This is a genomic window from Paenibacillus castaneae (genome assembly GCF_002884445.1).
GTDB lineage: Bacteria > Bacillota > Bacilli > Paenibacillales > Paenibacillaceae > Pristimantibacillus > Pristimantibacillus castaneae.
On sequence record NZ_KZ614144.1, the window covers coordinates 964,484 to 979,047 of the forward strand.

General features: G+C 36.2%; 13 protein-coding genes. 11 read left to right on the forward strand and 2 right to left on the reverse strand.

What is annotated here, in order from left to right; translation table 11 throughout:
* The first annotated feature begins 167 nt into the window (after nt 1-167).
* The 4 genes from CEF13_RS04070 to CEF13_RS04085 are packed head-to-tail and all read left to right on the forward strand — an operon-like array spanning nt 168 to nt 7,219.
* The gene (locus tag CEF13_RS04070; protein WP_102709541.1) at nt 168-1,715 is read left to right on the forward strand and encodes a type I restriction-modification system subunit M; all 1,548 of its coding nucleotides are present in this window, start codon (nt 168-170) and stop codon (nt 1,713-1,715) included.
* On the forward strand, nt 1,712-2,956 hold the full coding sequence (locus CEF13_RS04075; protein ID WP_102709542.1) for a restriction endonuclease subunit S: 1,245 nt from the start codon (nt 1,712-1,714) through the stop codon (nt 2,954-2,956). The genes CEF13_RS04070 and CEF13_RS04075 overlap by 4 nt, the downstream gene beginning before the upstream one ends.
* 1 nt (nt 2,957) lies before the next feature.
* On the forward strand, nt 2,958-4,118 hold the full coding sequence (locus tag CEF13_RS04080) for an ATP-binding protein (RefSeq protein ID WP_102709543.1): 1,161 nt from the start codon (nt 2,958-2,960) through the stop codon (nt 4,116-4,118).
* A gap of 2 nt (nt 4,119-4,120) precedes the next feature.
* The gene (locus CEF13_RS04085) at nt 4,121-7,219 is read left to right on the forward strand and encodes a type I restriction endonuclease subunit R (RefSeq protein ID WP_102709544.1); all 3,099 of its coding nucleotides are present in this window, start codon (nt 4,121-4,123) and stop codon (nt 7,217-7,219) included.
* A 66-nt stretch (nt 7,220-7,285) separates the two neighbouring features.
* Here the strand turns inward: CEF13_RS04085 and CEF13_RS04090 are convergent, their stop codons facing one another.
* A complete protein-coding gene (locus CEF13_RS04090; protein ID WP_102709545.1) occupies nt 7,286-7,633 on the reverse strand; it encodes a helix-turn-helix domain-containing protein in 348 nt (115 codons plus the stop codon).
* 384 nt (nt 7,634-8,017) lie between these two features.
* Here CEF13_RS04090 and CEF13_RS04095 point away from each other — a divergent pair, with 384 nt between their 5' ends.
* The 7 genes from CEF13_RS04095 to CEF13_RS04125 all read left to right on the forward strand — a co-directional run bounded on the left by CEF13_RS04095 (nt 8,018) and on the right by CEF13_RS04125 (nt 14,146).
* Entirely contained in the window at nt 8,018-8,332 is a 315-nt protein-coding gene (locus CEF13_RS04095) for a hypothetical protein (protein WP_102709546.1), read from the forward strand.
* Nucleotides 8,329-9,399, forward strand: a complete 1,071-nt coding sequence (locus tag CEF13_RS04100) for a helicase HerA domain-containing protein (protein ID WP_166742855.1) — start codon at nt 8,329-8,331, stop codon at nt 9,397-9,399. Before CEF13_RS04095 ends, CEF13_RS04100 begins: the two co-directional genes overlap by 4 nt.
* The gene (locus CEF13_RS04105) at nt 9,400-9,996 is read left to right on the forward strand and encodes a hypothetical protein (protein WP_102709547.1); all 597 of its coding nucleotides are present in this window, start codon (nt 9,400-9,402) and stop codon (nt 9,994-9,996) included.
* Nucleotides 9,997-10,343: 347 nt separating this feature from the next.
* Nucleotides 10,344-10,958, forward strand: coding sequence for a replication protein (locus CEF13_RS04110; protein WP_102709548.1), 615 nt, complete (start codon nt 10,344-10,346; stop codon nt 10,956-10,958).
* On the forward strand, nt 10,951-11,157 hold the full coding sequence (locus tag CEF13_RS04115; protein ID WP_102709549.1) for a DUF3173 family protein: 207 nt from the start codon (nt 10,951-10,953) through the stop codon (nt 11,155-11,157). The genes CEF13_RS04110 and CEF13_RS04115 overlap by 8 nt, the downstream gene beginning before the upstream one ends.
* 2 nt (nt 11,158-11,159) lie before the next feature.
* Entirely contained in the window at nt 11,160-12,392 is a 1,233-nt protein-coding gene (locus CEF13_RS04120) for a tyrosine-type recombinase/integrase (protein WP_102709550.1), read from the forward strand.
* A 494-nt stretch (nt 12,393-12,886) separates the two neighbouring features.
* Entirely contained in the window at nt 12,887-14,146 is a 1,260-nt protein-coding gene (locus CEF13_RS04125; RefSeq protein ID WP_102709551.1) for an ATP-binding protein, read from the forward strand.
* A 111-nt stretch (nt 14,147-14,257) separates the two neighbouring features.
* Here CEF13_RS04125 and CEF13_RS04130 read toward each other — a convergent pair whose 3' ends face one another.
* Nucleotides 14,258-14,491: a glycine zipper domain-containing protein gene (locus CEF13_RS04130; RefSeq protein ID WP_102709552.1), complete on the reverse strand. Its 234-nt coding sequence runs from the start codon at nt 14,489-14,491 to the stop codon at nt 14,258-14,260.
* Nucleotides 14,492-14,564: the final 73 nt, after the last annotated feature.

The following is a 14,564-nucleotide window of genomic DNA, read 5'->3' on the forward strand; positions in this document are numbered from 1 at the left end:
TCGCCAAAAACTCTCGCCGAATGATTGTCGGTGAGAGTTTTTATTTGCTACGACACATGTGGAGAATCGGAGTATGGTGTATAATGTGGTGGTACAATCAATCATGTCATTAGGGTATCTTGTGAAAGCATAATAAAACAGATAATAGGAAAATTGGAGGAACACGAATGTCAAGTGCAACACAACGTGCCGAATTACAATCTCAAATATGGAAGATAGCCAATGATGTCCGTGGCTCGGTCGATGGATGGGATTTCAAACAATATGTTCTGGGAACACTATTTTATCGTTTTATTAGTGAAAACTTCTCTGGGTATATTGAAGCTGGAGACGAAAGTATCAAGTATGCTGAACTTCCTGATGCTATTATCACGAAAGAAATTAAAGACGATGCGATCAAAACAAAAGGGTATTTCATCTATCCAAGTCAGTTGTTCGTTAATATCGCAAAAACCGCTAATACAAATGAAAGCTTGAATACAGATTTAGCTGCTATATTCTCAGCTATTGAAAGCTCAGCGAACGGTTATCCATCTGAGTTAGATATTAAAGGATTGTTCGCTGATTTCGATACTACAAGTAATAGACTAGGAAATACTGTGAAAGACAAAAACAGTCGTTTGGCTGCTGTCATCAAGGGCGTTGATGGTCTTAATTTTGGTGATTTTGAGAATAGTCACATTGATTTGTTCGGTGATGCCTATGAGTATTTAATCTCAAATTATGCTGCTAACGCAGGGAAATCTGGAGGAGAATTTTTTACACCGCAGAATGTATCCAAACTTATTGCACAATTGGCGATACACAAGCAAACGACCATTAATAAGATTTATGACCCAGCAGCAGGATCAGGTTCATTGCTACTGCAAGCCAAAAAACAGTTTGATGATCATATCATCGAAGATGGTTTCTACGGGCAGGAGATTAATCATACAACGTATAACCTTGCGCGTATGAATATGTTTCTACACAACATTAACTACGATAAGTTTAATATTGCTTTAGGGAATACACTATTAGATCCTCATTATGGTGACGATAAGCCTTTTGATGCCATTGTATCTAATCCACCTTATTCTGTGAATTGGATTGGTAGTGATGATCCAACGCTTATTAATGATGAGAGATTTGCTCCAGCAGGTGTATTAGCTCCCAAATCGAAAGCTGACTTCGCCTTTGTACTTCACTCTCTTAGTTATCTTTCTAGTAAAGGTCGGGCAGCTATCGTATGTTTTCCTGGTATATTTTATAGAGGAGGGGCCGAGCAGAAAATCAGAAAATATTTGATCGATAATAACTTTGTAGAAACAGTAATTTCATTAGCACCGAACCTGTTTTTCGGAACTTCAATAGCAGTTAATATCTTAGTTCTATCTAAACATAAAACAAGTAATACGACTCAATTTATTGACGCAAGTGGTGTGGACTTCTATAAGAAAGAGACCAATAATAACATCCTCACAGATGACCATATTGAGCAAATTATGAACATGTTTGACAGCAAGAAAGATATTGATCACGTTGCAAAATCCGTCGATTATGATGCAATCGTTCAGAATGAGTACAACATATCGGTTAGCTCATATGTGGAAGCAAGAGATACTAGGGAAGTCATAGATATAAATGAGCTGAATACAGAAATAAAAACGACAGTGACAAAGATTGACCAACTTCGTGCCGAAATTGATGACATTATTGAGGGGATGGAATCATGAGTAAGCCGAATTATATGGAGAAACTTCTTGAGGGGGTTGAGGTTGAGTGGAAGACGTTTGGTGAAGTTGCTAAAATCCAAAGAGGTGCTTCACCTCGACCTATAGCGAAGTTTATTACTGATAAAGAAGATGGTGTTCCTTGGATTAAAATAGGTGACACTTCACCTAATTCAAAATATGTGAATAAGACAGAACAAAGAGTTACACCAGAAGGTGCTATGAAATCAAGAATACTAAAAAAAGGTGATTTCATAATGTCCAACTCTATGAGCTTTGGACGACCTTACATTCTAAATATTGATGGGGCTATACACGATGGATGGGCGTCAATTAGTGATTTTGGGGATAAATTGATTTCCGATTATTTATACCATTACCTTTCTTCAGATTTAGTTCAAAGCTATTGGATTAGTAAGATTAACAGTGGCTCAGTAAGTAATCTAAACTCAGACATTATTAAATCTTTAGAAATACCCATCCCACCCCTTAAAGTACAAGCGGAAATCGTTCGTATTTTGGACGCTTTCACAGAGCTTACAGCAGAGCTTACAGCAGAGCTTACAGTAGAGCTTACAGATCGTAAAAAGCAATGTGAATACTATCGTGATAAGTTGTTGACTTTTGAAGAGGGTGAGGTTGAGTGGAAGACGTTGGGGGATGTTACTAAATTGATAACCAAAGGAACTACCCCAAAGGTATTCACAGTTAGTGGTATTAATTTTGTGAAACTGGAAAGTTTCAATAATAGTAAAATAGATCCGTCAAAATTTGTATTTATAACTAAAGAAACACATGTCAAGGAACTTAAAAGGTCAACTTTAGAAGAAAACGATATTTTGTTTGCAATTGCTGGAGCAACAATTGGGAAATGTGCAGTAGTCGAAAAAAGCATCTTACCTGCCAATACAAATCAGGCACTTGCTATTGTACGATTAGGTGAGAGTGTTAATGTGAAGTTTGTATTCTATTATATGCAAACAAACACAATGAAGGAATATATCGCAAAGTACAACAAAGCATCAGCGCAGCCAAATTTAAATTTACAACAAATCTCGGATTTTAAAATTCCCATCCCAACTCTCGAAGAACAAACGCGCATCGTATCTATTTTAGACAAATTCGCTGCCTTGACATCTTCTATTACGGAGGGTTTATCACGCGAAATAGAGTTGCGTCAAAAGCAATATGAATATTATCGTAATATGCTACTTTCATTTCCGAAAAGTGAGGTAGAAGTATAGTATGGGAAAGAGTTTAATTGAAATCGCACAAAAGTTAAAAGATAATGATAAAAAAGTTCAATTAATTTATGCCTTTAATGGAAACGGAAAAACAAGACTTTCAAGGGAATTCAAATCGTTAGTGGCACCGAAAGTATATGGGGATACGGAGTTAGAGGAATCAGAAGCAGCTAGTAATAAAATTTTTTACTACAATGCTTTTACAGAAGATTTATTTTATTGGGATAATGACCTAGAAAATGATGCTGAACCAAAACTTAAAATTCATCCCAACTCATTTACAAAATGGATTTTTGAAGTGCAAGGACAAGATAGAAATATTATTTCTATTTTTCAGCATTATACTGACGAAAAATTAACGCCACATTTTAATGAAGAATATGTTATTAAAGATAAGGATGGTAATGACGTAACTGTAGGATCATTTACAGAAATTACCTTTTCATATGAACGTGGTAATGATGAACCTTCAAATAATATTAAGATTTCAAAAGGAGAAGAAAGTAACTTTATATGGTCTGTTTTTTATTCTCTACTCGAACAAGTTATTGAAGTATTAAATATAGTTGAACCAACGGATAGAGAGACAGATCAATTTGATCAACTGGAATATATATTTATAGATGATCCTGTAACTTCACTAGACGATAACCATCTGATTCAGCTAGCTGTAGATTTGGCTCATTTGATCAAAAAAAGTGAATCTAGAACGCTAAAGTTTATTATTACGACACACAATCCTGTATTTTACAATGTGCTCTATAATGAACTTGCTTCAAAGAACTGCTACATTATTGACCGTCAAGAAGATGGTACTTTTGAATTAGAAGGAAAAGATGGAGATTCCAACAATAGTTTCTCCTATCATTTGCATTTGAAGAAGACTATTGAGCAAGCTATTGAGGATAATAAGATACAAAAATACCATTTTATGCTTTTGAGAAATCTGTATGAAAAAACGGCGAGTTTTCTTGGATTTCCAAAGTGGAAACAATTATTACCTGATAACAAAGAAACATATTATAATCGTATTATACAATTTACAAGTCATTCTACACTGGCAGATGAAACTGTAGCAGAACCCTCTCCTCAAGAAAAACAAACGGTTAGACTATTATTTGAACATTTAATAAGTAACTATAGCTATTGGAAGGAGGAATAAAGGTGTATGATTTCAACCCTATCGCAGAATCAAACAACTACATAGTTCTAGATAAATATAGCAAGATAGCAGAACAAGGGGTTGGCTATCAGACAGAGGCTAACTTAGAGCGAGAATTGATTCAAGATCTAGTTAATCAAGGGTACGAACATCTACCAAGTGTCATAACTCCTGAAGCCTTGCTCGCTAATGCTCGTGTACAGTTGCAAAATCTGAATCATATGCAGTTTTCCGATGCGGAATGGATTAGATTTTGTGAGCAGTACTTAGATAAGCCTAGCGATAACCACATTGATAAAACTCGTAAAATACATGACGATTATATTTATGACTTTGTGTTTGACGATGGGCATATTCAAAATATTTATCTAGTAGACAAAAACAATGTTGCAAACAATAAAGTGCAGGTCATTTCGCAATTTGAACAAAAAGGAACGCATACTAATCGTTATGATGTAACTATCTTGGTCAATGGCTTGCCGTTAGTGCAAGTAGAGCTCAAAAAGCGCGGGATTGCGATTCGTGAAGCCTTTAATCAGGTTCATCGCTATAGCAAAGAGAGTTTTAATTCTGACAACTCTCTCTTTAAATATGTGCAGATATTCGTCATTTCTAATGGGACAGATAGCCGATATTTTGCGAATACGACGAAACGAGACAAAAATAGTTTTGATTTTACGATGAATTGGGCTAAAGCAGACAATATCTTAATTAAAGATATAAAAGACTTTACAGCTACATTTTTTCAGAAAGATACTTTGTTGAATGTATTACTGCGATATTCTGTGTTTGATGTGAGTGATAATCTGTTGATCATGCGGCCTTATCAAATTGCTGCTGCAGAGAGAATATTGTGGAAAATTAAGAGTACATACCAATCCCGCAAGTGGAGTGCCATTGAGAGCGGCGGATATATATGGCATACAACAGGTTCGGGGAAAACGCTTACGAGTTTTAAAGCAGCTAGATTGGCTACTGAACTGGATTTTATCGATAAAGTATTTTTTGTTGTAGATCGGAAAGACCTAGATTTCCAGACGATGAAAGAGTATCAGCGGTTTTCTCCTGACAGTGTTAATGGTTCAGAGAGTACCGCAGGCTTAAAGCGTAACATGGATAAAGATGATAACAAAATTATTGTGACGACGATTCAAAAACTGAACAACCTAATGAAAAGCGAAGCGGACTTACCTATCTATCATAAGCAAGTGGTATTTATATTTGATGAAGCCCACCGTTCACAATTTGGTGAAGCGCAAAAAAATATTAAAAAGAAGTTTAAGAAGTTCTATCAATTCGGATTTACGGGTACACCTATATTCCCACAAAATGCATTAGGTTCTGATACGACTGCTTCTGTCTTCGGCCGAGAGTTACATTCTTATGTCATTACGGATGCCATTAGAGATGAGAAAGTATTAAAGTTCAAAGTCGATTATAACGATGTACGTCCCAAGTTCAAATCTATTGAAAAAGAACAGGACGAGAAGAAGCTCTCGGCAGCAGAAAATAGAGAAGCATTACTACATCCTGAGCGGATTAAAGAAATCTCTCAGTATATTGTTCATAATTTTCGAATAAAGACCCATCGTTTAAATGCGACTGGACAAGGGTTTAATGCCATGTTTGCTGTGAGTAGTGTTGACGCAGCCAAACTTTACTATGAATCATTAAAAAACATACAACATGAGAGTAGCAAACCTCTTAAGATTGCGACAATCTTCTCCTTCGCTGCGAATGAGGAGCAAAGTGCAATAGGTGAAATACTTGATGAAACGTTTGAACCAACAGCTATGGATAGTAGTGCAAAAGAGTTTTTGAGTTTAGCCATCAAAGACTATAATGCTATGTTTAAGACCAACTACGGCGTAGAAAGTAAGGAATTTCAAAATTATTATCGTGACCTTGCTAAACGAGTTAAAGATAAAGAGATTGATTTGTTGATTGTTGTAGGCATGTTCTTAACTGGGTTTGATGCACCTACATTAAATACGTTATTTGTTGATAAAAATCTTAAATATCATGGCTTAATGCAAGCTTTCTCAAGAACAAATCGTATTTATGATTCCACCAAAACCTTTGGGAATATTGTTACTTTTAGAGATTTAGAACAAGCAACGGTAGACGCAATTACGCTATTCGGAGATAAAAATACTAAGAATGTGGTGCTAGAAAAAAGTTATAAAGAGTATATGGAAGGATTCACCGATGTGATAACGGGTGAAGCCCGTCGTGGATACGTTGACGTAGTCAAAGAATTAAAGAAACGTTTTCCTGATGTGGATTTAATTGAAACTGAAAAGGATAAAAAAGATTTTGTGAAGCTGTTTGGTGAATATTTGCGTGTTGAAAATATACTACAGAACTATGATGAGTTTTCAGGTTTAAAAGCTTTACAAACAATAGATATGACTGATCCCGAAGCAGTAGAAGATTTTAAGTCTACACACTATGTAACGGATGAAGACATAGCTGTTATGCAACAGATTCAAGTGTTAGAAGAAAGAACTGTTCAAGATTATCGTTCTTCCTACAATGATATTCGTGATTGGATTCGCCGTGAGAAGACTGGTAAGGAGAAAGGTAATTCCTCTGTCGATTGGGATGATGTTGTTTTTGAAGTGGATCTTCTAAAATCCCAAGAGATCAATTTGGATTATATTCTTGAACTAATATTTGAGCATAACAAAAAAGCGAAAGATAAAGCATCCTTGGTGGAAGAAGTTCGTCGCTTAATTCGTTCTAGTATAGGAAACCGAGCTAAAGAAAGCTTGGTGGTTGATTTTATCAATCAAGCTGATCTAGATAGTATTCATGACAAAGCTAGTATAATTGATGCTTTCTTCTCATTTGCTCAAACTGAGCAAAAACGTGAAGCAGAAGAATTAATTAGTGCTGAAAATCTTAATGAAGAGGCTGCAAAGAGATATATTTTAACTTCATTAAAAAGAGAATATGCCAGTGAAAATGGAACGGAGCTTAATGAAGTTCTACCTAAAATGAGTCCTCTTAATCCTCAGTATTTAACAAAAAAGCAGAGCGTTTTTCAGAAAATCTCTGCCTTTGTGGATAAGTTCAAGGGTGTAGGTGGAGAGATTTAATAAATCTATAATAACGGTTATAAATTTGAATTTTAGAAATTGATATTATCACATTGCCCTTGGATTTTAATCCGAGGGCGTTTTTTTGTTGATTTTTAAGCTTATAGGAATTGAAGTGCTTTCCTGCATACATTTAAAGGCTTCTTCAAAATTTGCTCGAAGCTTAGGACTTAACTGATCATCGCCACGATAAAAAAGCCAATCAAGGCTAATTCCGTATGTATCTGCAATTTTTAAAGCTAGGTCAGATGAAAGGCTCATTTCTCCACGCTCAATGCGGCTTATTGTGTTGGATGAAACATCAATACTTTCTGCAAATTCGTGTTGTGTAAGATTCTTTAATTCTCTTAATTCCTTAACGCGTCCAATTACAATATCTTTTTTTCGTTTATTCAAGCTTTTTTTGTCGTTCATGTTTCCGCTCCTTTCGTAGGATGTAGCTTTATTTTACTATACAAAGTCGTATAGTGACAATCGCGGGAAATGATGTCCTCAATTAGCCGTTTAGGTTCTCGTTATCTGAATATGGCTCCTTTACAATAAAGTTACGACATGGCCATGTTGAATTTAATTACAAGGTGATGAACACATAATGAAAAGGTTTTTACTATGTGCTAGGGAGCTTGGCTTCAAGGTAAATGACGGTACACAGGTAAAGGGAATGCAGGTTTTATGTAACCTACACAGCAGAGAATAAAAAAGTCAAAGGAATCGCGAGTCCAGAGATAAACATATCTATGCAATATGTACTAGTCATACTGTACAAATGCTAATCTAAACATGCAAAAGGAGACCTTTATGAAAACAAAAAATTCGCAAAACGCATACAACGAGAATACAGCAAAGCAGTATATTTCAGACGATAAACCAATCATTAGTGTTTCCTCTCAAGTAGAAACACAATATAACTGGATTGATGGTAAACGTACAGATGAAGTAACAGGTTATAAACTTTTCTTCATTCAAGAGGGAGTTACTCCATTCGCTGTAAAATTAGAGAAGAAACCGTCCCTTCCACTGTTTCTTTCAGAAATCAAATTAGACAAACTCGAAGCAATTGAAATTCGATCCAACGTGTATTTCCGTTCAGAAGGGGTACGGCTTGTTAAATGATGAAAAACTCAGAACTTGAAGGATACTTACTACAAGCTCTGAACATGGCACTTCAGGTAGGTGAGACATCCTACACCAATTCATTTGCTGTGAAGGTAGCGGACGAAGGTTATTACTTTATCCCTCGCCTTCCTGCAAGCTATGTCGTTGATAGTGAGCTTTATCAAAAAATTTATCTTATTAGTAACGCCGTTCTATATCCTGATTTCACCTTATTAAAACAAGCAGGTGCCTATTTTGTCCCAATGGATACAGAAGATATCCATGTAAAACGAGCATTGTTCTTCCCTTGGAAGCGAGGTATTTCAAAAAGATTGATTATACGGGATATAGAAAAATATGTTGATGATTTGCCATTTAACCAAGTTCCTGTAATGGAAAACTTCACTATCAACTTAAACAAAGTTACAAGTATTGCTATCGCAGGGAATTCAGGTTCAGGCAAGTCCTATGTGTTGACATATTTTTTATGTGTCTTGAAAAAGAGTTCAAGGATCGTAATTATTGACCCTAAATTTGATTTGCCAAGTAGATGGGGCAGAGAAAACAATGTCAAAGTCATAGCGCCAAGTGACAGCCAAAATAAAAATGATTTTGTGTCAAGTGTGAATGCAGAGCTTAGCCAGTGCTTGGAGCTGATTCATCAACGGCAACAGGTGCTATACAATGACCCGCAAGCCGACTTTGAACACTATACGGTGGTAATTGACGAGGTGCTTGCATTGAGTGATGGTGTGGCAAAACCGATTAAAGAAGCTTTCTTCAGCCTCCTTTCGCAAATTTGCTTATTAGGACGATCTTCAAAAGTTCACTTGCTGATGGTTTCGCAACGTTTCGACAATAACGCAATCCCAATTTCATGCCGGGAGCAAATAAGCGTTCTAATTCAAGTGGGAAACATCAATAGCAAGACAACCCAGTTCTTATTTCCAGACCTTGATTTGGAGGGGATTGTGATTCCGCAAGGAATTGGGACGGGACTGATACAGGTTATTGACTCCGAGCACCCATTTCAAATTGTTCCATTACTAACACCAACATTTAATGAATTGAAAGGAATCATGTAGATGAGAAAACCAAGTAAATCATTCTTCATTCTGACGTTCCGTATTAACGGATTTCTGTTATTTATTTCATTGATACTCCTCTTAGTTCGAGTTGCATTCAAAATAATTGAAAGTATTTTAGACACTGGAACAAGTTTATTTCTGTCAGAATACTCATTATTTATGTCTAAAGTATTAGGGACAATATCTAACACATTGGATGGGGTGATTGCTCTATCTATTGCAATATTGCTAATACTGGTAGTTTCAGAATTGGTAATAAGGATGGTTCACGACTCATTAGCAAATTGGTTCTATTCAATATGGGTTAGCTTCCGTTTGAGGCAATTCCTAATAAAACAGGCAGACCATAAAGGCGAAGGAGTTTTCAAGCTTCATCAGTATAATAAAGCAATGCGAAAATCCATCATTGATGTTAGGAAAAAGAAAATCGCCTATACTATCAAGTTGCCTAATAGTGTTCAAGCACAAACATGTATCTTGGAAAAAAAAGATATTATTCGGGAAGAAATATCAAGTCGCTTTCCAAATTATACGTTCTCAAATTTTGAACGATACAAACACTGGATTAGGATTGATGGAACAAAAATTAGATAAAGAATAGCGGAGCTCTTGCCTGCCTTGGGCAGAAGCAAAGAAGCTTCGTTATTCTTTATAGATAGCATGAATATTGTTAACTGTCTTAATTCACGTACATAGAGTTGAATGGTTGGGTTTATCAAACCATTCAACTCTATGTACGCCAACAACTGGAGCGTAAGCGTAAGGCGTTAGTCAGGGCAAAGGATTACATTCATTTAGTTCCTCTACCGAGCGTGGTTGAACAATATTATACAAGCAAAATAACATTATGATGTTGCCATTTACAATGGCGGGAAAAGAGATTCCACGGGGTTACTACGACCCCCGTGGGATCAATAATCAATAATCGAGGAAAATGAACTATGGAAAAGAAAAAAGAGCAGAGAAGCAATAAATGGGCGTTCATTTTCTATCAAGAGAGTGCTCCCGAAAATTATTTAGAAATTCTAGAAGAAATGCATATACCATATGTGTTAAGCCCTTGGCACGACAAGGACGTGAATAAAGAGACAGGGGAAGTGAAAAAAGCACACAAGCACGGTGCACTATACTTTGATTCTTTGAAGAGCTATTCACAGGTTTCAAGCCTAATTAGCGAAAAGATTAACGCTCCAAAGCATGTTGAGGTTGTGATGTCTCCAAAGGGAATGTATGAATATTTTACACACGCTGAAAATCCAGATAAGACACCCTACCAAACAGAAGATATTGAGTGGGGGTGTGGATTTGAACTTGGAAAATTTCTTGTTGAGCATAATACTGGTGAATTTTTGAACAGCATTATTGATGTAATAGCGGAACAAGATTTTAAGGAATTTGAAGAACTTGTAATGTACGCAAGAAATAATGATTATTTGTTGCTAGAGTTGATCGTAGATAAAACGTATTTCTTCTCAAGATTATTAGACTCAAGACGTTACAGTTCAGAAAGACTAACTAGAAAATTATATAAAGAAATGGGGGAGGGTGATGAGTAAAACAATGGTGAACTCAGAAGATTTAAAGCGTGCGGGCTTCTCACCTTACACAGCTTCCAATATCATTAGACAAGCAAAACACTATATGGTACAACAAGGGTATGAGTTTTACGAGGGACGGCGTGTTTCTGTTGTCCCCATACAGGCAGTAAAATCCGTTATCGGTGATGTTGAGTTGTCCGAAAAAACGGAGGAATAACTTTGTCAAAAACTAGCTACCAAGATATCTTTCAAGACAATAATGGGCAATACTATTACGAGGTAAGCTTAGGTACGGACAAAATCACAGGAAAACGTATCAAGCGTAAAGGTCGCAAGTCGCAATCTGGAAAGAAATTTGAGTCAGCAAAAGAAGCCTATGCGGAAGCTATCCGTGTGAAAAATGACTTTTTGCAAACTCAAGGATATTCTGATTATGGCATGACCTTAGAACAATTCATGAATAATGTCTACATTCCACATTATAAGACGGAGGTGACGGAAGATACATTTGAGTCACGGAATCCATCTTTGAATATTCTGCTCGAACGTTTTGGAAAGAAGCCGTTACGGAAGATTACTTTGCACGATATTCAATTTTTCAGAACGTGGCTTCTAGATAAAAATGCGGCAGGATATTCACAGTCATACGCTTCGTTGGTCTTTGGGATGTTGAAGAAAATTCTTGAATTTGCGGTCACGCTCAATTACCTTGATAAGAATGTTGCTCATCAAGTGAAACCAATTTCAAAAGTGAAAACCGATGTTGCTTATTGGACAAAAGATGAAATTGAGAAAGTAATTTCAAAAATTTACACCGAAGATTTTTATGAGCATTTGTGTTTTATGATGTTGTGGGTCTACTATATGACAGGTGTTCGTGTGAACGAAGGAACTGCTCTCTGGTGGAATGATGTTGATTTTGAGAAAAAACAGCTTCGTGTACATCATATGCTAGTTTCTAAGAGTCGCACGAATTACATTCGGAAGAACCATACGAAAACAGTTGATGGAAAAAGGGTGCTTGCTTTAGATAATGATACGCTTGAAGTGTTACGTGTTTGGAAAGAACGACAATCACAACATGGAAATATAGATTTCATTTTCTCATATGATGGCTTACCTATGATAAAATCAACGATTGGCAGAATTATTGCTCGTTATGCCAAGCTTGCAGGTGCTCCGGTGATACAGGCAAAAGGACTACGTCATTCTCATGTAAGTTTTCTCATTAATGAATTAAATGCTTCGGTTTTGGTTGTCTCAAAACGTCTCGGACACAGTTCGCCAGACATTACCCTAAAACACTATGCCCATTTGTGGCGTGGCATTGATGATGCTGTCGCCGAATCAATGGCAGGTATTATCAAAATTGAAACAGCTACGAGTAAGCAATTTACATTCGTCGGTAATCAAACGGTGAAACGATTGTCGCCAAAATCGTCTCCAAAGTAGTGGTGACACCTTAGAAATGTGATAACATCAGGCATTACAAGCACTATCCGCTTCATTGAGTGGGAATAGGCTGGAAATAATTAATGTTGTCAATCGCCCGGAAGCCTTGATACATAAAGGCTTACAGCATTGATGATATTGAGACTCCATGTACACCTGCAACAATAGAGTATCAAAATTCACTCTCTTTTATTTGCGTTTTTTTGCAAATAGAAGGGAGTTTTTTTATAACTAAAATCGATGAAATAGAAGCTACGCAGTGTGAAATAGAGCGTCTAAGCGAACATGCAAAAACCAGATGAGGATTTTTTCCTACATCTGGTTTTGTATTTAATGGCATCATTTCTTGGGTGTGGCAAAGTATTAATTTGAATGCAAAATTGAAAGTACATGGTATAATCTTACTGCAAAGTTAGGGAATGACTCCTGCCGAACAAACTTTAACCCGCAATTATTAGGAGATAGGTTATGTTACTTAAAAGAGGTGCGAGTTTATGGGATTTAACTATGAATTAAGCAAGTTTCTACTTAATATTTTCTTCATATTGTTCCCATTAATTTTTTATCAATTTACAATTCATGAAAAGATGAATGAGAAAAAAGCTTTGAAAAACGTAGTCATCTTTTTTTTATTTGCCACCCCAATGATTTTATGTATGTACTTTCCTCCTGTAGAAGTAAAAGGTTTAATATTTGATCTTAGAATTATTCCTTTGATATTGGGTTGTTTTTATGGAAACTCCAAAATTTCCATCATGTTATTTTTCTCCCTTATTAGTGTTCGTTTTATGATTGGCGGCACAGGCGCTTATTTAAATTTAATTTCCTCTACTATATCATTCATGGTAATTATATCTTTATCAAAAAAATATCGTTCATATAGTTTAATTAATAAAATTCTCGCATCCTCTATACTTTCTTTTGTTTGTAAAATGATTGGCATATCAAGTATTCTAATTATTGATTCTGATTATAATCTCCTATCTGCTTTTATGTTTTATATTGTTCAAAGTTTATTCATGGGATTAGCTGTATACATAATTGAATCGATTAGAAGAAACGCTGAATTAAAAAAAGAATTAATGTTTTCAGAAAAAATGAACATCGCAAGTGCTATTTCAGCTTCCGTTGCGCATGAAATTAGAAATCCGCTGACCACAGTTAGAGGATTTATTCAACTACTTACTCAAACAGAACTAAATCCTGACAAAAAACAGATGTACGGAGGAATTTGTTTAGAAGAAATTGATCGTGCGGAGCAAATCATTAATGATTACCTATCATTAGCAAAACCTTATCCTGAGGTAGTAGAAAAATTGGATATAGGTGAGGAAATCCAATACATTTGTAATTTGTTAACATCCGTTGGAAATCTTATAGGTGCAGAAGTAAAGATGAAATATGACAATAATTTGTTAGTTTTAGGTGATCGTAAAAAGCTAAGGCAAAGCATCATTAACATTGCAAAAAATGGTTTAGAAGCGATGGAAGATAAGAGAGGGGTACTTAAAATTGAAGCTTATAGGAGAAACAATGAGGTGATCCTCTCCATTAGCGATACTGGAATTGGAATGACAAATGACCAAATTAGTCGTCTAGGAATGCCATATTATTCTAACAAAGATAAAGGTACTGGTCTTGGGATGATGATTTCATACAGCATCATAAAAGGTATGTTGGGAAATATCAATGTGAAAAGTGAAGTAGGAAAAGGAACTGTATTTGATATTTCCTTTCCTTTATCGAAAATATAATCAATTGAGTGGGAATAGACAGCAATAGAATGAAAAAAACTCCCTTTTACTTGCGATATTCAGCAAGTAGGAGGGAGTTTTTTTTATCACTAGCAGTTGGGCAGCAACAGATTAATCTTTCTCGTGGTCAGCGTCGTCGCTATCTGTAACAGCTTCGCCCGCTTTGTTGCCAAGCGCTGCGCCTGCGATGCCGCCTACAATGGTTCCAATGGGACCCAAAGCGGAGCCCACGACAGCACCCATAGCACCGCCACCTACAGTTCCTACAGTTTCACCAACGCCATCCATATTGGTCATGCTGCGGTCAGAACCTTCTTTTCGTTTACGATCGTTATGTTCAGACATCCATTATCACTCCTTCGCTGGTATGAACATGGCTACGGATAGCGCAGTTCCAAACAGTATCTTGCCCAAACCA